Genomic DNA, 19,403 nt, shown 5'->3' with positions numbered 1-19,403 from the left:
ATAGACAGGCGCGGGTGCGCCATTCGTTGCGCTGGGCGGATACAGGAGATTTCATGGCGACCAGTCGCGTCCGATCCGGAATCGTCGCGGGGTTCGCCCTGATCATGGCGGTGCTCGTGGCGGCGTGCTCGTCCTCGTCGGGGCCGGGGAAGACACCGGGTGCGGCGGGCCCAGCGCCCGCGCCGATCACGATCACGCCCTCCTCGGGCGCGGGCAATGTCGATCCGCTGGCGCCGGTGCAGGTGAGCACCGCCGACGGCCAGCTGACCCGGGTCACCATGACCAACGAGCAGGGCAAGACGGTCGACGGGATCATGACGCCGGACAAGACGGCGTGGAAACCCACCGAGCCGCTCGGCTACGGCCGCACCTACACCGTGACCGCGGAGGGTTTGAGCATCACCGGCAGAACCGGCCCGACCACCTCGACCTTCTCCACGCTGACCCCCAACAACCAGACGAAGGTGTCACTGACCACCACGGGCGGCACGCCACTGTCCGACGGCGGCACGTTCGGCGTGGGCACCGTGGTGGTGGCGCACTTCGACGAGAACATTCCCGACCACGCCGCGGCGGAGAAGCGCCTCGCGGTCACCACCGATCCGCCGGTGGAGGGCTCCTGGTACTGGCTGGACGACCGCAACGCGCACTGGCGTCCGAGGGAGTACTACTCGCCGGGCACCAAGGTCAGCGTGGCGGCGAACGTCTACGGCCAGGAACTCGGCCGCGGGCTCTACGGCCAAGAGGACACCAAGACCACGTTCACCATCGGCGCGGCGCACGTCTCGATCGCCGATGACAACACCAAACAGGTCCAGGTCTTCGAGAACGGCAGGCTGATCCGCACCATGCCGACCTCGATGGGCAGGGGCGGCAGCGAGGTCGTCGGAGGCAAGACGATCACGTTCTGGACCCAGCCCGGGATCTACACGGTGATGGACAAGGCCAATCCGGTGATCATGGACTCCTCCACCTACGGCCTGCCGATCAACTCCCGGCTCGGCTACAAGGAGGCCATCGGCTGGGCCACCCGGATCAGCACCGACGGCATCTATTTGCACCAGCTCGACTCCACCGTCTGGGCCCAGGGCAACACCGACGTCTCGCACGGCTGCCTCAACCTCAGCGGCGAGAACGCCCAGTGGTTCTTCAATTTCGCCGTCCCCGGTGACGTGGTGGAGATCCGCAACACGGGCGGAGCCCCGCTGGAGGCCTGGCAGAACGGTGACTGGGGTGTGCCCTGGGAGCAGTGGGTGCAGGGCAGCGCGCTCCACTAGAGCCGACACGCTGCCCGGTGTTGCCGATGGTGGGAAGCTGCACTACATTCCTGCACTCGCGAGACCACCCGGTCTCCCATCCCTGCGCGACGTTCCCGCGACGGCACCGCGTGGGACCCGCGTTGACGATCGGAGCCGGCTCGATGGCGATGCTGCTGTACTACCTACTCCTACCGCTGTACTTGGCCGAGGCGTTCGTCAACCAGCTGGATTGAGCGCGGGCCAGTCCGGGTTCACACATCCCTCAACCTGCTTGTTCGGCCCCGGGTGGCTGGTGGAAGCCGGGCCCGGCCTTGGGTTCCACATCGCGCGGATCGATCGGTTCGCGGCAGTGGTCGCAGACCAGCATGGGCGAGGTCTCGTGTCCGCAGGTGCGATGTTCCAGGACGATCGGCCTGCCCTCCGGCCCGGTCAGGTGGTTGTCGCCCCACACCATCATCGCGGTGACGATCGGATACAGTTCGCGGCCCGCTGCGGTGAGGTGATAGTCGACCCGGCCGCCGCCGTGGTCGGTGCGGGTGAAGATGCCCGCGTCGATCAGCATGCGCAGGCGGCTGGTGAGCAGGTTGCGGTTGGTGATGCCGATATTGCGCGCGAAATCGCTGAAGCGGTGCACCCCGAAGAACGCCTCGGCGATGAGCAGGATGGTCCACCGGTCGCCGAGTAGTTCGACGACGCGGGTGACCGAATCGTCGACCGGGCGCCGCAGTGTCATGGCGACATTTTCGCATCCCGCATCGGTATTGCTTTCCTACCGACGGTATCGGAATAATACCGAACAAGACCGGTGCCCGCTCCGGGCCGGACAGCTGGGAGTGTCGATGACGACCACGAACCACCCGACCGACGACTACGTGCGCCTGCTCGACCCCGCCGTGCGGCCGGACCCGTACCCCGTCTTCGCGCGGCTGCGTGACTCCGGTGCGTTCCGGATCGGCACGGCTCCGGTCGTCGTGCTCACCCGCTACGCCGACTGCGCCGCCGTGCTGCGCGATCCACGCGCGAGCGTCGACCGGTCGCTGGCCCGGTTGCAGCTGGGCTCGATGCCGATCCACGACGGCACGCGGGAAGACGGTGCGGCCCAAGCGAAACCCTCGTTCTTGTTCCTGGATCCGCCCGATCACACTCGCCTGCGCCGCCTGGTGTCCAAGGCGTTCACCCCACGCGTCGTCCGGCAACTGGAGCCTCGGATCATCGAGATCGTCGACGACCTGCTCGACCAGCGCGCCCGCGCGGGAGGCTTCGACGCCGTCGATCACTTCGCCTATCCCCTGCCGGTGACCGTGATCTGCGAACTACTCGGCGTCCCGCTGGCGGACGAAGCCAAGCTCAGCGCCTGGTCCGCCCTGCTGTCCCGCACGCTCGACCCGACTTCTCGCGCGGCCGCCCAATTCCGCGCCGACCCGGCGGAGATCCAGCGCGCCGGGACCGAGTTGTACGCCTACTTCGAAGAACTCACCGACCGCCGCCGCCACACTCCCGGCCCCGATCTGCTGTCCGAACTCATCGCCGCCGAAGACGCCGGAGACGTGCTCACCCATGCGGAACTGATCTCGACCTGCGCGCTGCTGCTGGTCGCCGGGCACGAGACGACGGTCAACCTGATCGCCAACGCGACCCTCGCCCTGCTGCGCAGGCCGGACGAACTCGCCGCCCTCCGCGCGGAACCGGACCGCGCGGCCGGCGTCGTCGAGGAGACGCTGCGCTTCGACCCGCCGGTCCAGTTGATCCCGCGCATCGCCGCCGACGATCTGACCATCGGAGGCGCGGACATTCAGCGCGGCGATCTGGTGGTGCTGCTGATCGCCGCCGCGCACCGCGACCCCGCGATGTTCGGCGACCCCGACGGATTCGACCCGGCGCGCGAGAACCGCCATCTGGCCTTCGGCCTCGGGGCTCACTTCTGCGTCGGCGCTCCCCTGGCCCGCTTGGAGGCGCGGGTGGCGTTGACCCGGTTCGCGCAACGAGTCGAGTCACCGAGGCTGACGGTCGACCCGCCACCGTATCGGGAGCACGTCAATCTGCGCGGGCCCGCGCACTTGCCCATCGAGTTCGCGGCGATCCGGCTCAGGTAGGTCAGCCGTCGTAGGAGACGTGCGGCGTCCATCCCTCGGCGGGGCGGGTGGCCGCCGCGTACAGCGCCCCGGCGACCCGGTCCCGGGTGAACGCTCCCTCGCCGAAAACGCCGTTGATCTGCACCGCGACCGCTCGGATGCCCTCGGGCGCGAGGGTGGCGTCCACGCTGGTCACCAGGTTGCGCACCGCCGCCTTCTGGACACCGAGCGAAGCGGCCCGATGCCAGGGCTTGTCCGCTGCCGCGCTGCCGGTGACCAGCACGCGGGCACCCTCGGACAGGAAGGGACGCGCCGCTTGCACGGCGGGCAGCAGCGCCCCGGCGCCCACGGTGAGGTCCTCGAGCAACTCGGCGACCGACAGCCGCAACGGATCGGCCTCGCGGAAGACGCTGGGATTGAAGTGCAGCACGTCGATGCGGCCGTGCCGCTCGCCGACCCCCGCGACGACTCGGGCCACGTCGGCGGGATCGCGCAGATCCACGCCGACGCCCTCCGCCTCGAACCCCTGCTCGCGCAACTGTTCGGCCAGAGGCTCGGCCTCTTCGGACAACCGGCAGGCCAGCACGGCGGTGAAGCCGTCGGCGGCGAACAGGCGGGCGACCGACAGCCCGACGCCGGGACCGGCGCCGAGCACGAGGAGTACGGGGCCGGTCATGCTTTCCCGCCTCGGGTCTCGCGCGTCCCGATCATTCGACGACGGCCTTGATCCGGTTGAGGGTCTCGCGCATTCCCTCGACGTTCGTCTTGCCGCGCGCCCACCCGGCCAGCAACCAATACAGCCGCAGCACCGGATTGCTGTGCAGCTGAAACGACTCGGTGACCTCGGTGCCGCCGTCCACCGGCCGGAAAACATAGCGCCACGTGTTGATCGGCATGCCCTGTGGTCCAAGCACGGTGAAGGCGAACTCGCGACCCGGCTCGCAGGCGACGATGCGGCACACCGTCGCGTATTTCAGTCCCCAGCCGTTGCGGTTGACATGGCCGCGGAACTTCACGCCGACCGCGGGCCCTGTCGCGCCGCCGAGCCACTCGGCGGCGAACGTCTCCGGACTGAATCGCCCGGTGTTCTCGATGTCGCTGACCAGTTCCCAGATCTTGTCGGCCGGGGCGGCCATCCGGACCGTGACGCTGTCGTGCATGCGCCGAACGCTAGCAGGCGGTCCGGACGCCGCTCCCGGCTCCGACCGAGCCGCGGCCAAGCGGACCGCCCAGCCGTCCACGTCCGCCAGCCGCTGGCCCGGCCGCAGTACCCAGCAGGCGGCGAGCAGGTCATGACCGAAGTGCGCCAGTGCCGTGTGCTCCGGCCAGTATTCGCGGGTCCACTCCGGGTCGTCGGTCGCCGAGTCGATGCCGCTGCGCACCACGCCGACCAACTCGAATTGCAGATGCTGGACCAGCACCCACGCTTCGGCGTCCATCGGCTTACGGCGCAGCCGGTCGAGCAGGGCGCGCGCGGTGGTGCGCACCCGGTTTTCCAGCCGGCGAAAGGTGCGCCGGTGCCCGTGGGGCGCGACGCCGTGCAGCGCGAGCACGGCGACGGCGACACCGAGCAGTGTCTCCCACAACCGATCACGGATCACGGGTCCGATCGGCCAGCCCGTCGTGGCGACTCCACCCGCGATCAGGGCGACCGGCGTGATGAAGACGACGGCCAGCGCGTAATTGCGCGGCACGAACAGTTCGATGCAGAACTGCAGCGCGGCGACCAGCGCGATCAGCGCGTAACCGGTCGGCCCCAGCTGGTAGATGAGCGCGAACAGACCGAGGCCCGCGATGGTGCCGACGAACCTGTGGATGGCCCGCACCTGTCCGCGCACTCGATCCGGTCCGGTCTGCAGAACGATCAGGGCGCTGAGCACCGCCCAGTGCGGCCGCTCCAGACCGAGCAGCGCGCTCAGCGCACCCGCGCCAAGGCAGCCCACGGCGACGCGCATCGCGCTGATCGCCGCGTGCGAGGAGAACGACAGGGAACGCTCCAGCCGGAAACCGATGCCCGGGCGGGCGAACGAGACCAACGGATCGACCAGCAGATCGTCGGTGTCGTCGTCGGGGGCGTGCCCGGCGAGGTTGCGCCGCGCCTCCTGCAAGGTCGCCAGCAGCTCGGCTTCCCCTGGGTCCGAGGGCAGGCCCGCGTCGTAGACCGCGGCCCACGCGTCCGCCATCGCGGCTCCCGCCCGGTGGCGCAGGTCGATAGCGGGCGTTCCCGCCTCCCGCGCCGCGACATAGGCGTCGACCGCCCGGACCGCAGCGCCGACCGCCACCCGTTCGGGCTTGCGGCGATCTCGCAGCACCCCGGCCATCGAGACGATAATCGACGCGACGACACCGCAGGCCGTGCAGAACAACAGCGTCAATACTGAGGTCCCGACCTCGGCGGCTCTCATCGCGCCCGCGCAGACGAGCGCGAAGAACAGCGCACCGGGCGGACCGAGCCGCAGCGCGTCGATGACGAACACGGCCACGACCGCGATCGCCGACACCACGACGACCATGAGCAGCGATGACCCGAACCCGGTGTCCAGCAGACTGCCGACCACCGCGCCGACACCGCAGGCGGCCAGCAGCGCCGAGCCCGCGGCGAGGACCACCCGGCCGCGCACCCGGAACGGCCGCCCCTCGCCGTAGAGCACGGCGAAGGCGCCGAACATGACGAACACCGCCGCATCCGGATGGCCGAGACCGGTGATGATCGTGGCGGGAGCGGCGAACGCGAGCGCGGCACGCAACGCCACGCTCCACCGCCGGCCCGCGGGCGGCAAAGCGAACAACAGCGAGCCGACTCGGCCCTTCGGTGGCACCGGATCCGGGTATGTCGCGGCCACCTGTTGTCCTTTCTGTTCTGGACGATCTACCTGCTGGACACATTAGATTCGGGTCATGACCGCCGACGCTCATCTTCCGCTACCCTCGCGCGTCCACGCCTTCGCCGACGACGCACTCGGTGATCACGACGCCGTCGCTCTGGCCACGCTGGTACGCGACGGTGCGGTGTCGCCGCGCGAACTCGCCGCCGCCGCGGTGGCGCGCGCCGAGCGGGTGGAACAGCTGGCGGCCGTCGCCTACCGGAGCTACGCGGAGCCGCTGCTGCCCGCCGAGCGGACCGGCGCCTTCTACGGCGTGCCCAGTTTCGTCAAGGACAACACGGACGTCGCGGGCATGCCGACCAATCAGGGCACGGCCGCGTTCCGCGCGCGGCCGGCCCGCGCGCACAGCGGCTACACCCGGCAGTTCCTCAGCACCGGCCTCACCGTGCTCGGCAAGAGCGCCATGCCCGAATTCGGCTTCAACGCCAGCAGCGAGACCCCGCATCTCGCGCCAACGCGCAACCCGTGGCACACCGGCCATTCCGTGGGCGGCTCGTCGGGCGGTGCGGCCGCGCTGGTGGCGGCGGGTGTCGTCCCGATCGCGCACGGCAACGACGGCGGCGGTTCGATCCGTATTCCGGCGGCGTGCGCGGGCCTGGTCGGCTTGAAGCCGACGCGGGGGCGGCACGTGGTGTCCGGGCTGGCCCGCACGCTGCCGGTCGACATCGTCAGCGAAGGTGTGCTGACCAGGACGGTGCGCGATACGGCCGCGTACGCCGCTGCGGCCGAACAGTATTGGCGCAATCCCGCGCTCCGGCCGATCGGCCGCGTCGACGGTCCCCCGACCCGGCGCATGCGGGTAGCGCTGGTGCTCGACAATCTCGCGGGGCCGCTGGCCGCCGGGCCCACCCGGGCGGCCGTCGAAAATGTCGCGCGCACACTCGAATCAGCCGGCCATTCGGTCGAGCCGGTGCCGCTGCCGTTCGACGCCGCGATCGAGAGCGCCTTCCTGCACTATTGGGGCCTGCTCGCGGCCGCGATCACCACGACGGGCCGGTTCCTCGACCGCCGGTTCGACGCGCGCCGCGTGGACGACCTGACCGTGGGCCTGCGCGCCTTGTTCCTGCGCCGGGCACTGCACGCCCCGCTCACGCTCTACCGGCTCCGCGCGGCGGCGGCCACCTACGAGCGGGCGCTCGGACCCTACGACGCGGTGCTGCTCCCCACGCTCGGTCACACCACGCCGGAGCTCGGCTATCTCAGCCCGACCGTGCCTTTCGACGAACTCATCGAGCGGTTGCGCGCCTACGTCTGCTTCACGCCGATCAACAACATCACGGGAACGCCGGCGATCACGGTTCCGGCGGGCCTGACCGACGCGGGACTGCCGATCGGCGTACAGTTCGCCGCCACCCGCGGCAACGAGCGCACCCTGCTGGAGCTGGCCTACCTGATCGAGGCCGAACGACCGTTCCCCCGCCTGGATCGCTGAGCCATCCGATGTTCGCGTCGTCCGTGCGCGTGGCGGTCGGTGGGTCAGACGACATTCGCCGCGGACGACGGACGGTCGCGGTGCACCGGGCCGTGGGCGTCGTCGCAGTGGTCCTCCAGCACCGGCAGCAGGCGCTGCGCGTCCACCGCGGGCGAGGAGGCGACGGCATGGGAGTGGTCGACCTGCAACGTGGTGTGGGTGATGCCGTAGTCGTGGTCGAGCAGGTGCTCGATCCGCTGGCGCAGGCCGTGGCAGTCGGCGCCCGGCCGGACCAGCACATGCGCCGACAGCGCGATGTCACCGGAGGTGATCTGCCAGACGTGCAGATCGTGCACCTCGTCGACGCCATCGATGCCCACCAGCCCGCGCCCCAACGCGTCCGGATCGACGCCCGCGGGAGCGGCCTCCAGGAAGATCCGGCCGGATTCGCGTACCAGCCCGAGCCCCGCCTTGACCATCAGGGCGACGACGATGAGCGTGGCGATAGCGTCCGCCCTGGCGAAGCCGGTGGTCAGCACGACGAGGCCGGCCACGGCGGTGGCGATGAACCCGTACAGGTCGTTGAGCACATGCTGGAAGGCGCCTTCCACGTTGAGGCTGGCGCGGTTGGCCTTGCCGATCGCCCAGGTGGCCGCGATGTTGACCACCACACCGGCCAGCGCGGTCGCCAGCACGAGCCCGCCGGTCACCTCGGGCGGCTCCAGCAGGCGGCGCACGGCCTCGTAGGTGAGCCAGCCCGCCAGCACGAGCAGCGTGACGCCGTTGGCCTGCGCCGAGAGGATCTCGGCGCGTTTGTAGCCATAGGTGTACTTGCCGTTCGCCGGACGCGCCGCGAGCCGGATCGCGACGAGCGCGAGGACAATGGACGCGGCGTCGGTGAGCATGTGCGCCGCGTCGGACAGCAGGGCCAGCGAGTTGGCCAGCAGACCGATCACGACCTCGACCGACATGAAGCCGACGATGAGGGCGAGCGCGATGGTCAGCCACCGGCGATCGGCCTGACCGGAGAGCGCGTGCCCGTGCGCGTGACCGTGTTCGTGTCCCATCGACCCAGCCCTTCCCACATCTGATGTATGCGCATATCTGCATCTGTTCCGTCAGCTTAACCCACCACCAGCGGCGGGCGACAGAGCAGCCTAGTGAGCTGGATCACGTCGCAGAGGTAATCGACGGAACGCCTCACCCGAACAGGGCGTGCACCAACGCATAAGTCGACACAGTGGCGATCAACCCCGCGGAGACACTGACGACCACGTTCATCGCCGCGTAGAAATACGCGGCCCGCTCGGCCAGTCGCACGGTTTCGTAGCTGAACGTGCTGTACGTGGTCAGCGCTCCGCAGAACCCGGTGCCGAGCAGCAGGAAAAGCGGCGAGGACAGCGCCGATCCCGCTCCGCTGAGGGCGCCGAGGACGAGACACCCGATCAGGTTGACCACGAAGGTGCCCCACGGGAACAGGCTGTCGCGGCGATCCTGCACCACGCGATCGATGAGATACCGCAGCGGTGCGCCGATCGCGCCGCCCACCAGGACCAGCAACACCGTCATCGAGCCGCCTTTCGCGCGCGTCGCAGACGTTCGTATCCCGCCCTGGTGAGCCACATGGCGGCGAGGGTCGCCGACAGGGCGCAGATCAGCGTGCCCGCGAGGTAACCGGCCGCGACGACGATCGTGCCGGGCCGCAGTAGGGCGCGGATCTCGTTGACATAGGTGGAGAAGGTGGTGAACCCGCCCAGCACACCCACTCCGAGAAAGGGACGCAGCAACCGATGAGCAGCCCAGATCTCGGTTACCGCGACCATGAGCACTCCGATCGCGAAACAGCCCGCGACATTCGTGATGAAGGTGGCCAGCGGAAAGTGCCCGGGGCGAGCGGGCAACCCCTGCGCCAGGCCGTAGCGGGCGAGCGCGCCGAGCGCCCCGCCGAAGGCGACGACGACCGATACCGGGCCGTGGGTACGCCAGAATTCCCACCGGCGAGCGCGGCCGGCCGCGCGATCGGCGATGCCGGTCGGTTCCTCGGTCAGTTCACCCGCCACGCAGATCTTCTACCCGACCGTCCGCGGCGGCGCCACCGCCGGGCACCACTGCCGCCGCGCTCACCGGCGCTCGGCCCCTGCGTCGCCGTCGTGCGCGACGAGAACCGAGCAACCGACGTGCCGGGCGGCCTTCTCCGCGGTGCTGCCCATGAACCGTCCCCAGATGCCCGAGTGCCCGGTGCGCCCCAGCACCAGCAGGTCGGCATCGTGATCGGCGGCGGCCGTGGCCAGTTCGCGCGCGGCCTGACCCGCCCGCACCTCGGCCCGCACCGCTATGCCGTGCTGTTCGGCGGTCTCGGCCGCCGTGGTGAGCCAGCGGCGGCAGGTGACCTCGCCGATCGAGCGTTCGTCCTCGATCTCGCCGACCACCGGTCCGTAGTGCGGCAGGTACTCCTCGACCGCGACGACCGTGAGCGTGGCGTGGTGCACCGTCGCCAACTCGAGCGCCATCGTCAAGGCGGCCCTGGCGCCGGGTGAATCGTCGTAGCCCACCACGATCCGCTGGAACACCTCTCCATTGTGAGCCCTCGGCTGGGTCAGGAGCCAGCATTCCAGCAACACCACGGCAATCACGCCGTGGCCGTGGAGCGATCGGACGCGAGCACTTCGGCGGCCGCGCGCTCGCCCGAGCGGATCGCTCCCTCGATGTAGCCCGACCACTCCGTCGCGGTTTCGCTTCCGGCCCAGTGGATCGCACCGACCGGGTCGCGCAGCGCGGAGCCCGCGGTGGTCAGGACGCCCGGGGGGAAGAAGGCCCCGTAGCCGCCGCGCGTGTACGGATCGTCCGCCCATACCTTCTCGTGCCACTCGATCGGCTCGCGGGCGGCGTGCCCGAAGGCTCGGACGAGCGAACCGATGATCATGGCGCGACGCTCGGCCGGGGGCAGGGCGGCGAGCCACTGAGCGGCCCGGCCGGGCACCAGCGCGCCGAGTACGCCCGGACCGCCGGGCCGGGTCGCGTCGAAGGTGACCGGCACCGGATCGTGCAGGTTCAGCGATTGGCCGGTGAGCAGGTCGTCCCGCCAGAACGGCCGCTCGTAGACCGCGAACGCTTTCAGCACCGAGCCCATCGGCATGCGCTGGGTCAATTGGTCGCGCGCGGCGGGCAGCGGCGGATCGTAGGCGATACGTCCGGCGAGGGTGGGCGGCACCGCCACGATCACGTGCTCGGCGTGCACGTCACCGGAGCCGGCACTCACCACAACGCCATCCGCTCGCCTGCGGATACGCGTCACCGGCACACCGAGACGCACCGCGTCCCCCAGTTCGGCGGCGACGGCCAGCGCGGGCCCGTCGGCGCCGTCGACGAACAGGCGGTTCACCGTCTCGGCGGCGACTCCGGCCTCGACGCCGCCCGCCGAACGGATCGTGGTGAGCAGACCGAGCATCGAGATGCTGCCGACGTCAACGCACAACTCCTCGCCGATCATCACCTCGGCCAGGTTCCGCGCCCGCCGCTCCGGCAGATTCCGGCGCAACCAGGTGGCCGCCGTCATCGCGTCCAGCCGATCGGCGCCCGGCGCGGCCCATGGCCGCGTGAGATCCACCCGTGCGGCCATCCGTTCCAGCCGCCACATCGCCTGGGCGAGCACGACGAGGACGAACGTCGGAAGCGGTGGGCGGGCTCCGGTGAAGCGCCGCCGGACCACGCCCTCGACCAGCAGGTCGACTCCTTCCGGCGGTGGGTACGTCGCGGCCCCGTACTCTTCGGCCAGCGCGGCGAATCGCGTGTGCGCGCCCGAGATCCACTGGCCGCCGAGGTCGACGGCCCATCCGGCGCCGACCCGCGCGGTCCGGGTGCGACCGCCGACGCGATCGCTCGCCTCCAGGACGACGACATCCCGGCCTACCGCTCGCAACGCCCGCGCCGCGCACAGCCCGGCATATCCCGCACCGACGACAACGACGTCCGTACGGTCCATGGTGGCCTCCCGTCGCAGCACCGAAACTCGACAACCACTGTTGATCACCCGTCGCCGTTCCGCAACCGATTCGCGGCGCATCGACGGGCCCCGATGCTCCCGACTCCCCGCCGCCCGGCGCGGTCCGACTGCACGCGAGACCGACCGGCGGTTCGGTGTCATCGACGGCTGCACATCTCGGGCTCGCCGAGGCGGGACGCGCCACTCGGCCGAAGCCGTGGCAATCGCGGTGTTCGCCGCATCGCCACCCGAACCCGCTGCGCCGGTTGGCCTACGGCGGCCGCCGCCTAGCGAGTCAGCGTGGCGAGGGCGGCGATGGCGGCGATGGCGGCCTCTTGAAAGATCGCCGTCAGCGTGCGCGGTCGCGCCGTGACACGTCCGCGCACCCATTGCCTGCAGTACTCCTGCGCCGGTCCGGCACAGATCGCATGGGCCATCGGATAGCCGCCGCCACCCGGTTCCGCGGTTCCGAGCAGCTCTCGATACCGGCGTGCCAGCGCATCGAAGAAGACCCGATTGTGCTGGGCGAGTTCTGGTTCCGCGAAGCCGGTTACCTCGTCCGGCAAGGTGGCGAACAGGAACCGGGCCAGGTCGCGATGGTCTTCCACCCAGCCGAGATGAGCCGCGAGCATCGCGCGGATCGCTTGCTCGGCGCCGACATCCGGCGCATCGAGGCACGCCAGCATCGTCCGCTGGTAGTCGAGCATCCCGGAGACATAGACCGCGGCGGCCAATTCGGCTTTCGAACCGAACGCGTGGAACATGCTGCCGCTGGACAAACCGAGCCGATCCCGCACACCGGCCACCGTGAACGACGCATACCCCTTGGCCAGGAGCTGTTCCGTGGCTTCGGCCAGAATGCGCTCGCGGGTGCGCACGGCGAGCTACCCGCCGAACTCGGCATCGATGCCGGAACGGACCGCGGCGAGCACCTGAGCGCGCACACGCAGCTTCGTACCCGTGTGCGCCGCGAAGTCGATTCCGGTCAACTGGTGCGCTTCGGCCGTCGCGCGCGTGCGCAGGTCGTCGGCATCGGTGGTGAGCACGTCGAGAAAGCCCAGTTCTCTGGCTTCTTCGGGCGAGACCAGGATCCCGGTGTTCGCCGCCCGGTCGAAGCCAGGCGCGGTGAGCCGGTGCCGCGCCAGCTCCACACCGTAGTGCGGAATGGTCAGCCCGATCGCGACCTCGTTGAGACCCAGCTTGAAATCCCCCGATACGCCGAACCGTACGTCCGTGGCCAGCAGCGTGAACGCGCCTTGGGCGATGGCATGCCCAGGGCATGCCGCCACGACGGGATACGGGAAGCCGAGCAGCCGGTGCACCAGGTTGCCGCCGGCACGCAAGGTGCGGCGGATGTCGTCGGCGGATCGGGAGAACGTCGCCAGGTCGTAGCCAGCGGAGAAAACGCGCGCGCGGCCGGTCAACAGGACGACCGCCCGGTCCGCCTCGGCCCGGTCCAGGGCGGCGGCGATGGCGCCGAGCATGTTCTCGGACATCACATTCGCCTTGCCGTCGTCCAGCGTGATCGTGGCGACGCCGCCGTCCAGCCGGTAGGTGACGAGTTCGGTCATGGCAGCCTCCTCTAGAGCAGGACTCTAGAGTATCACTCTAGGGGCCGCTGGCTAACCGCGAGCTGCGGGGTCGGACGACCGGACCCGAACAAGGTGTCGTTGTGACAACGACGCGAAACAGCGGCCAACGGCCGCCCGATACAGGAAACACACGATGCTGCCGAAAAAGCCTGGCGCGTCCGGGCTTCGGGCTAGCCTCTGGACAGGCTCAGGTGAAGGAAGCGACATGACCGCAGCAACCGTCATCCGCCCGCTGGCGCCGAGCGAGGCGATCTTCGCCAACAGCGAAGTACTCGTCGGCTACTCGATTCGGGTCGCGGGTCGGTTGGATCTCGCCGCGCTGTCGGCGGCGTTCGAAGCCGTGGTTCGCTCCCGTCCCATCCTCGGCGCCCACCTCGAGCCGGACGGCCGCGGCGGCCACCTGCTGCTCGAATCCCACGGCGCCACACCGGAGCTGACGGTCGCCGCGGGCGATCCCGAGCGGTTGCTCACCGGAGCCAGGCTGGACCAGCGCAGAGCGCTCTCCTCGCTGTGCGTGGTGCGGGACGGCGATACCGCCGGAATCACGTTGGTGACCCACCACAGCGTCGCGGATGCCTATCATTCGCTGGCCGTGTTCGGCGAGCTGTGGTCGTGCTACACCGACCGCACCGAGAGGCGATCCGCCGAACTGCCGCCGCACGGCTTCCCGCGGTCGGTGGAGGACCTGCTGCGCGAGCGCGGCGTGCGGAAGATCGACACACCGGTCATGCCGCACCGCCCGGTGGGCGTCGCTCGGAGCTACTCCGGCCCGGACGATCCCGATTACCTCGTCCCGCGCACCGCGCGCTGCAGACTGACCCGGCAGCAGACCACCGCGCTGATCGAACTCGGGCACCGGGAGCACACCACGATCAACGGTCTCGCCTCGGCCGCGATCCTGCTCACCGAGGCCGAGCTGCGCGGATTGCCGCTGACCGAGCTGGCCTACACCTACTCGGTCGACCTGCGTACCCGGGTGTCCCCGCCGATCGGGATGACCGAAGGCACCAACGTGCTCGGCTTCGCGAATTTCATCCCCGCGCCGCGGACCGGCACGACACTGGTCGAACTGGCCCGCGGCATCAGCGACACGCTGCGCGCCGGCCTGGACACCGGCATCGTGCAGCAGACCCCACTGCACATACCCGAGATCGCCGCCGGTCCCCCGCCGCGCGCACCGGGAATCGTGCTGGCCACCAATTGGGGACGAGTGCGCAGGCCTAGGGTGCCGGACGAGTTGCGGATCACCGACTTCCGCTCGATCATGCTCGGCAAGCCCGACAAGACCGGGCACCGGCTCCAGCAGCCGAGCGGCACCATCATCATCAGCACCTTCGACGACCGGCTGAGCATAGAGATCCACCACCCCGAGGAAACCACCGAGGAACAGCGGGTGCGGGTACGACTGCTCACCGCCCACCTGTCGGAGTTCAGCGCGGCGGGCGCCGCCTGAACCCGTCAAGCGCGCGCGGCCTGCTTGCGGGACAAGGTCTGCAACGGATCGGTGAGCACGTCGGTGAAGGCCAGTTCCGCGGCTCCGATCAAGGTCGCGTCGCCCGCCAGCGCGCTGGTGCGCAACCTGACCCGCTCGCGGACGGCTTGCAGGCCGTTCACCGCGACGCGGCTGCGCACCTGGGCCGCCGAGGCCAGATAGATCTCCCGCAGCACGCCACCGAACACCACCATCGACGGATTGAAGATGTTCACCAGATTGGCGACGCCGTAGCCGAGCCATTCACCGACCTGGTGCAGCGCGTCGCGGGCCACCGCGTCGCCACGGGCGGCGGACTCGACGATCGCGTCGACCGCCGCCTGTCCCGCCGGATCGGTCCGTCCCGCCGCGGCGATCAACCCGAGTTCACCCGCTTCGGCCTCGAGGCAGCCGCGGGAACCGCAGGCGCACGGCCGCCCACCGGGATTCACGATCATGTGCCCGACTTCCCCGCCGTAACCGCCTTCCCCGCCGAGCAATTCGCCATTCATGATGATGCCGCCGCCGATGCCGACATCACCGTGCAGGTAGATCAGGTTCGCCAAGCCTTCGCCCACACCGCGTTCGCGTTCGGCCAGCGCGCCGAGGTTGGCGTTGTTGCCGACCGCGACGCGGAGGCCGAGTGCGAGTTCCCGCGTCAGCTCGGCGCCGAACGCGACGTCCACCCAGCCGAGATTCGGCCCGTACCGCACGACGCCGTCCGCCTCGCGGACCATGCCGCAGAACGCGACCCCGACGCCGACGCACCGAGCGTCCGGAGCGGCCGCCGCGATCATCTCCCGCGCCATCGCCGCGAGCGCGGCGATCACGTCGTCCGGGTCGAACGCGCCGCCGGGACGGGCGGTCGCGGTGCGCTCGAGCACCGACCCGCCCAGTCCGACGCGTGCGGCGGCGAGCCGGTCCGCGCCGACGTCCAGCGCGACGACGTAGACCCGCTCGGCCTGCGGACGCACCACCAGCGACGGCCTGCCCGCCCGTCCGGTCTGGCCCGGCAATTCCTCGCTGACCAGGCCCGCCGCCGCCAGATCCGTGGTGAGCGCGAGAATCGTGCTGCGATTCAATCCCATTCGCTCGGCGAGCGCGGCACGCGACACCGCCCCGTCACGGTGGACGTGCCGCAGCAGCGCGGCGAGGTTGCGCGTGCGGATCTCATCGGGCGAAGGTGCTGCTCGCATTCACCGGGCTTTCGTCACAGGGCTGGGATTCATCGCCGCGGGAGCGCACGCTTACGGGAGAGGGCGTCCACTCCGGCCGCCAAGAGCAGCACAAATCCTGTCACAACGAATTTCGTGCCCGCGCTGTAGCCCATCAGCCCCATGCCGTTGTTGATCACGGCGACCACCGCGGCGCCGAGCACCGCGTCCAGCATCCGCCCGCGGCCGCCGAAGAGACTGGTGCCGCCGATCACCGCCGCGCCGACCGCGGTGAGCAGCACGTCGCTGCCGCCGGTATTCGGGTCGACGGAGTTGGCGCGCGAGGCAGCGATCAGTCCGCCCACCGCCGCCATCGTCGAACACAGCACGAAGGCGGTGATCTTCACTCGATCCACCGCGATGCCCGCGCGCCGGGCGGCCTCCGCGTTGCCGCCGACGGCGTAGACGTGCCGCCCGAACGCGGTGCGGTCCAGCACGAACGTCCACAGCAGCAACAGCGCGGCGATCATCGGCACCACGATGGGCATCCCCGTCAGCGAGTGCACCGCGGGATTGCGGCTGCGCTCGCCGTTGAGCACCAGCACCGCCGCGCCGGCCACGAGCGCCAGCAGCACGACTCGCACCACGACCACACGCGCCGTCGTGCCGGTGAGCCCGAGTTTCGTGCGCGCCCGCCACTTCCGGTATTGCACGAGGGCGAAACCCGTGACCAGTGCCGCGTACAGCGCCCAGCCGAGCAAGGGCGGCACGTTCTTGTTCGCGATGGCGACGATCGTCTCGTCGCGGATGGAGATGTTGCGGCCGTTGTCCATGATCTTCAGCGCCACGCCCTGCAACGCGAGGAATGCCGCCAGCGTCACCACGAACGACGGGATCCCGATCTTCACCACGACCGTGCCGATCACCAGTCCGATCACCATCCCGGTGAGCAACGAGACCAGCACCGCCGAATACCACGGCCACCCTTCGTCGGTGAGCAGCACCGCGAGCACGGCGGCGCAGACCCCGCTGGTGAACCCGGCCGACAGGTCGATCTCCCCCAGCAGCAGCACGAAGATCAATCCCATCGCGATCACCGCGATCGCCGCGCCCTGGGTGAACAGATTGGCGAAATTGGCCTCGGACATGAAGACCGGGCGCGCCGCCCAGAAGACGGCCGACAGGACGACGAGCGCGATCACCGAGGGCAACGCCCCCATGTCGCCGCCGCGCACGCGGCCGACGTAGTCGCTCATCAGGTCGGTCACCGGCGCCGCCACCGGTCGCCGCTCGGTGGTCACCGCGGTCATCGGGTCGCTCCGCTCGCCTCGAGGCCGAGCGCGCCGCTACGGCCTGCCGTGATCAATTCGACGACCTGCGCGTGCGTCACGTCGGAGGTTCGTACCTGGGCGGCCATCCGGCCGAGATAGAGTGCGGCGATCCGGTCGGACACCGCGAAGACGTCGTTCATGTTGTGCGAGATCAGCACCACCGCCAGGCCCTGGTCGGCGAGCTTGCGGACCAGTTCGAGCACCTGCTGGGTCTGCGCGACGCCCAGCGCGGCCGTCGGCTCGTCCAGGATCACCACTTTGCTGTTCCACAGCACGGCTTTCGCGATGGCCACCGTCTGGCGCTGGCCGCCGGACAGGCTGGCGACCTGCTGCCGGACCGACTTGACGGTGCGCACCGACAGGCTCGCCAACGTCTTCTCGGCCAGTTCCTCCATCGCGTACTCGTCGAGCACGAGACCGCGCTTGCGCTCCCGGCCGAGGAACATGTTCTGGACGATGTCGAGGTTGTCGCAGAGCGCGAGGTCCTGGTAGACGATCTCGATGCCCAGCGCCGCCGCGTCGCGCGGGCTGTGCACCTGCACCGGCGCGCCATCGAAGAGGAACTCGCCCGCATCGATCGGATGGGTGCCGCCGATGCATTTGACCAGCGTGGACTTGCCCGCGCCGTTGTCGCCGACAAGTGCGGTCACTTCGCCGGGGAAGGCGCTGAAGGTGACCTCGTGCAGGACGTGGACCGGACCGAAACTTTTCTCTAATCCGCGTAATTCGATGACCGGCAGTTCGGACATGGGGTGGCTCCTCCGAAGGATGGAGCCCCTTCCGCAATCCCCTCATCGAACCGCGGAAGGGGCGTGCGATATCAGATCCCGTTGTCCGCGCAGAGTTTCGCGAACTCGCCGGTGCACAGCTCGGTCTTGGTGACATAGCCGTCGGCCACCACGTCCTTGACGTTGCGCGGGTAGATGGCCTTCGGTTCCAGCAGCACCGACGGCACGTCGGCGTTCGACTCCGGATCGCGCACGGTGCCGTTGGTCGTGCCGGGTTCCCCCTTCACCAGGCCCACCGCCAGTTTCGCGGTCGCTTCGGCCTCTTTCTGGATCGCCTTGTAGACGGTCATGCACTGGTCGCCCGCCAGCACATTCTGCAGTCCCTGCACCGTGGCGTCCTGCCCGCTGACCGGCACCTGACCGTTGAGCTTCTGCTTCTTCAGCACCGCGATCGCGGCGTTGGCCAATCCGTCGTTGGCCGCGACGACGCCTCCGATATCCGGCCTGCCGGTGAGCATCTGCTCGAAGATGGTGCCCGCTGTCGTGTTGTCCCACTCGGGGACAGCCTGGTCGGGGCCCTTGACGTACTGGCCCGCGTCGAATCGTGGCTTCAGCACACCGTCGTAGCCGGTCTTCAGCAGGGCGGCGTTGTTGTCGGTCGGTCCGCCGTTCAGGTACGCGACCACCGGGCGCACCGCGTTGCGATCGGTCAGGCACTGCGCGACTCCCTCACCGAGCAGCCTGCCGACCTTCACATTGTCGAAGGAGACGTAATACTGCGCGCCGCCGCCCAAGGTGAGCCGGTCGTAGTCGATCACGGTGACGCCCTGCGACTTCGCCTTCTGGATCACCGCTTTGCCGGTGCCGCTGTCCAGGTTGGTCATCACCAGTACCGAGACGCCGTTGGTGATCATCTGGTCGGCGATGGTCTGGAAGGCGTTCTTGTCGCCCTGGGCGTTCTGGATATCGGCCTTGACGCCAGCGGCTTCGAACGCCTGTTGCAGGTACTTGCGGTCCGCCGTCTCCCAGCGGGCGGAGGTCTTGCTGTCCGGAAGGATCACGCCGATCTGGGTTTTGCCGCCGGAGTCCCCGGAGTCGCCGCACGCGGTGAGCGTGGCGGCCAGGAGCGCGAACGACAGCGCGGCGGCGCTGAAGATGCCCTTACGCATAAGTGGGCCTTTCATCACCGGCCGGGACGATGCCCCGGCCGGTCGGAGTGGATCAAATGTTGTTCACAGCAACATATTGGACTGTGACGCAGCGCACAACAGCTAATTTGTTGTTCCGAATAACAATCTCGACACGCACGCGTTCGCTCAGGTGGACGCCACCGCGGCCGGATCGGCAAGGGGCGCAGGAGGGCTCATGAACAGGGATGTCGGCCGCCGCGCCAGGACGCGCCCGCGGACGCTTCGCGATGGCGCCCGCGCCGCGCGGAGTATCCGACACGCGAAAGAGTGGCCCGTGCGCGAAACCGACCACCGAGGAACAGGCGCATGGCGGGGCTTCGGCACAGTA

General features: G+C 69.6%; 18 protein-coding genes and 1 pseudogene. 4 read left to right on the top strand and 15 right to left on the bottom strand.

The window, feature by feature from the left end:
• Window positions 1-53: 53 nt before the first annotated feature.
• Window positions 54-1,277 carry an Ig-like domain-containing protein gene (locus ACIA5H_RS20385; protein ID WP_397077064.1) on the top strand — a complete coding sequence of 408 codons (1,224 nt, stop codon included), beginning with the start codon at window positions 54-56 and terminating at the stop codon, window positions 1,275-1,277.
• A gap of 244 nt (window positions 1,278-1,521) precedes the next feature.
• Here the strand turns inward: ACIA5H_RS20385 and ACIA5H_RS20380 are convergent, their stop codons facing one another.
• Window positions 1,522-1,992 (bottom strand): helix-turn-helix domain-containing protein, encoded by a 471-nt coding sequence (locus ACIA5H_RS20380; protein ID WP_356966983.1) that lies wholly within the window; start codon window positions 1,990-1,992, stop codon window positions 1,522-1,524.
• A gap of 106 nt (window positions 1,993-2,098) precedes the next feature.
• Here ACIA5H_RS20380 and ACIA5H_RS20375 point away from each other — a divergent pair, with 106 nt between their 5' ends.
• On the top strand, window positions 2,099-3,352 hold the full coding sequence (locus tag ACIA5H_RS20375; protein WP_397077063.1) for a cytochrome P450: 1,254 nt from the start codon (window positions 2,099-2,101) through the stop codon (window positions 3,350-3,352).
• 1 nt (window position 3,353) lies between these two features.
• On the opposite strand, the gene ACIA5H_RS20370 is transcribed toward ACIA5H_RS20375, so the two are convergent.
• The 3 genes and pseudogenes from ACIA5H_RS20370 to ACIA5H_RS20360 all read right to left on the bottom strand — a co-directional run.
• Window positions 3,354-4,007, bottom strand: a complete 654-nt coding sequence (locus ACIA5H_RS20370; protein WP_397077062.1) for an SDR family oxidoreductase — start codon at window positions 4,005-4,007, stop codon at window positions 3,354-3,356.
• A gap of 31 nt (window positions 4,008-4,038) precedes the next feature.
• A complete protein-coding gene (locus ACIA5H_RS20365) occupies window positions 4,039-4,491 on the bottom strand; it encodes an SRPBCC family protein (RefSeq protein ID WP_355075977.1) in 453 nt (150 codons plus the stop codon).
• 399 nt (window positions 4,492-4,890) lie between these two features.
• Window positions 4,891-5,286: pseudogene (locus ACIA5H_RS20360) on the bottom strand (FUSC family protein); the annotation flags it as partial.
• A 943-nt stretch (window positions 5,287-6,229) separates the two neighbouring features.
• Between ACIA5H_RS20360 and ACIA5H_RS20355 the strand changes: the two are divergent.
• The gene (locus ACIA5H_RS20355; RefSeq protein ID WP_356966977.1) at window positions 6,230-7,648 is read left to right on the top strand and encodes an amidase; all 1,419 of its coding nucleotides are present in this window, start codon (window positions 6,230-6,232) and stop codon (window positions 7,646-7,648) included.
• 44 nt (window positions 7,649-7,692) lie between these two features.
• Here the strand turns inward: ACIA5H_RS20355 and ACIA5H_RS20350 are convergent, their stop codons facing one another.
• The 7 genes from ACIA5H_RS20350 to ACIA5H_RS20320 all read right to left on the bottom strand — a co-directional run bounded on the left by ACIA5H_RS20350 (window position 7,693) and on the right by ACIA5H_RS20320 (window position 13,180).
• Complete coding sequence (locus tag ACIA5H_RS20350) at window positions 7,693-8,694, bottom strand: cation diffusion facilitator family transporter (protein WP_397077061.1); 1,002 nt, start codon at window positions 8,692-8,694, stop codon at window positions 7,693-7,695.
• Window positions 8,695-8,827: 133 nt separating this feature from the next.
• Complete coding sequence (crcB, locus tag ACIA5H_RS20345; protein ID WP_379254143.1) at window positions 8,828-9,196, bottom strand: fluoride efflux transporter CrcB; 369 nt, start codon at window positions 9,194-9,196, stop codon at window positions 8,828-8,830.
• On the bottom strand, window positions 9,193-9,687 hold the full coding sequence (locus ACIA5H_RS20340) for a CrcB family protein (RefSeq protein WP_355075695.1): 495 nt from the start codon (window positions 9,685-9,687) through the stop codon (window positions 9,193-9,195). Before ACIA5H_RS20340 ends, crcB begins: the two co-directional genes overlap by 4 nt.
• A gap of 60 nt (window positions 9,688-9,747) precedes the next feature.
• A complete protein-coding gene (locus tag ACIA5H_RS20335; protein ID WP_355075693.1) occupies window positions 9,748-10,197 on the bottom strand; it encodes a universal stress protein in 450 nt (149 codons plus the stop codon).
• Window positions 10,198-10,256: 59 nt separating this feature from the next.
• Window positions 10,257-11,609: a flavin monoamine oxidase family protein gene (locus tag ACIA5H_RS20330; RefSeq protein WP_397077060.1), complete on the bottom strand. Its 1,353-nt coding sequence runs from the start codon at window positions 11,607-11,609 to the stop codon at window positions 10,257-10,259.
• A 287-nt stretch (window positions 11,610-11,896) separates the two neighbouring features.
• Entirely contained in the window at window positions 11,897-12,487 is a 591-nt protein-coding gene (locus ACIA5H_RS20325) for a TetR/AcrR family transcriptional regulator (RefSeq protein ID WP_397077059.1), read from the bottom strand.
• Between the two features lie 6 nt (window positions 12,488-12,493).
• On the bottom strand, window positions 12,494-13,180 hold the full coding sequence (locus ACIA5H_RS20320) for a crotonase/enoyl-CoA hydratase family protein (RefSeq protein WP_397077058.1): 687 nt from the start codon (window positions 13,178-13,180) through the stop codon (window positions 12,494-12,496).
• A gap of 226 nt (window positions 13,181-13,406) precedes the next feature.
• Here ACIA5H_RS20320 and ACIA5H_RS20315 point away from each other — a divergent pair, with 226 nt between their 5' ends.
• The gene (locus ACIA5H_RS20315) at window positions 13,407-14,654 is read left to right on the top strand and encodes a hypothetical protein (RefSeq protein ID WP_379254140.1); all 1,248 of its coding nucleotides are present in this window, start codon (window positions 13,407-13,409) and stop codon (window positions 14,652-14,654) included.
• 5 nt (window positions 14,655-14,659) lie between these two features.
• Here the strand turns inward: ACIA5H_RS20315 and ACIA5H_RS20310 are convergent, their stop codons facing one another.
• From ACIA5H_RS20310 to ACIA5H_RS20295, 4 genes are all read right to left on the bottom strand, one after another.
• On the bottom strand, window positions 14,660-15,868 hold the full coding sequence (locus ACIA5H_RS20310; RefSeq protein WP_356966961.1) for an ROK family transcriptional regulator: 1,209 nt from the start codon (window positions 15,866-15,868) through the stop codon (window positions 14,660-14,662).
• A gap of 29 nt (window positions 15,869-15,897) precedes the next feature.
• Window positions 15,898-17,136 carry an ABC transporter permease gene (locus ACIA5H_RS20305; protein ID WP_364430040.1) on the bottom strand — a complete coding sequence of 413 codons (1,239 nt, stop codon included), beginning with the start codon at window positions 17,134-17,136 and terminating at the stop codon, window positions 15,898-15,900.
• Window positions 17,133-17,906, bottom strand: a complete 774-nt coding sequence (locus ACIA5H_RS20300) for an ATP-binding cassette domain-containing protein (RefSeq protein ID WP_356966957.1) — start codon at window positions 17,904-17,906, stop codon at window positions 17,133-17,135. Before ACIA5H_RS20300 ends, ACIA5H_RS20305 begins: the two co-directional genes overlap by 4 nt.
• A gap of 71 nt (window positions 17,907-17,977) precedes the next feature.
• Window positions 17,978-19,054 (bottom strand): sugar ABC transporter substrate-binding protein, encoded by a 1,077-nt coding sequence (locus tag ACIA5H_RS20295; protein WP_397077057.1) that lies wholly within the window; start codon window positions 19,052-19,054, stop codon window positions 17,978-17,980.
• Window positions 19,055-19,403 lie beyond the last annotated feature (349 nt).

The sequence above is a fragment of the Nocardia sp. NPDC051900 genome (assembly GCF_044452545.1).
In the GTDB taxonomy this organism is placed as follows: Bacteria; Actinomycetota; Actinomycetes; order Mycobacteriales; family Mycobacteriaceae; genus Nocardia; species Nocardia sichangensis.
The sequence above is the reverse complement of the archived record's forward strand: the minus strand, read 5'-3'. Positions and strand labels throughout refer to the sequence as shown.